Source organism: Proteus sp. fly-1089, assembly GCF_040138965.1.
Taxonomy (GTDB): Bacteria; Pseudomonadota; Gammaproteobacteria; order Enterobacterales; family Enterobacteriaceae; genus Proteus; species Proteus vulgaris_B.
In genome coordinates this window covers 1-508 of the sequence record NZ_JBEETS010000023.1, presented here as the reverse complement: position 1 = coordinate 508, position 508 = coordinate 1, and the positions used below count along the sequence as shown (strand labels likewise).

At 35.8% G+C, this 508-nt stretch carries 1 protein-coding gene; it reads left to right on the top strand.

The window, feature by feature from the left end; all coding sequences use genetic code 11:
* Positions 1-508: flagellin N-terminal helical domain-containing protein (locus tag ABN080_RS18160; RefSeq protein ID WP_502935119.1), on the top strand; the 508-nt coding region annotated here is incomplete at both ends.

Below are 508 nucleotides of genomic sequence, written 5' to 3'. Positions count from 1 at the left end.
CAAGTTATTAATACCAATGTACTGTCTCTAACAACTCAAAATAATTTAAACCGTTCTCAAAGTGCACTGGGTAATGCAATTCAACGTTTATCTTCTGGTTTACGCATTAATAGTGCAAAAGATGATGCAGCAGGTCAGGCAATTTCTAACCGTTTTACCGCTAATATCCGAGGTTTAACCCAAGCCGCACGTAATGCAAATGACGGTATTTCGATTGCACAAACGACAGAAGGTGCATTAAACGAAATCAACAATAACTTACAACGTATTCGTGAATTAACCGTTCAAGCAAAAAATGGTTCTAATTCAGAGTCAGACGTTAAATCTATTCAAGAAGAAGTTAAACAACGTACTGCTGAAATTAATCGTATCTCTGAACAGACCCAATTTAATGGTGTGAAAGTGTTAAGTGGCGATAGTTCATTAGACTTACAAATTGGGGCAAATGATAAAGAACAAATTAGTGTTAATCTGAAAAAGATGGATGCCACTACTTTAGGGATTGATA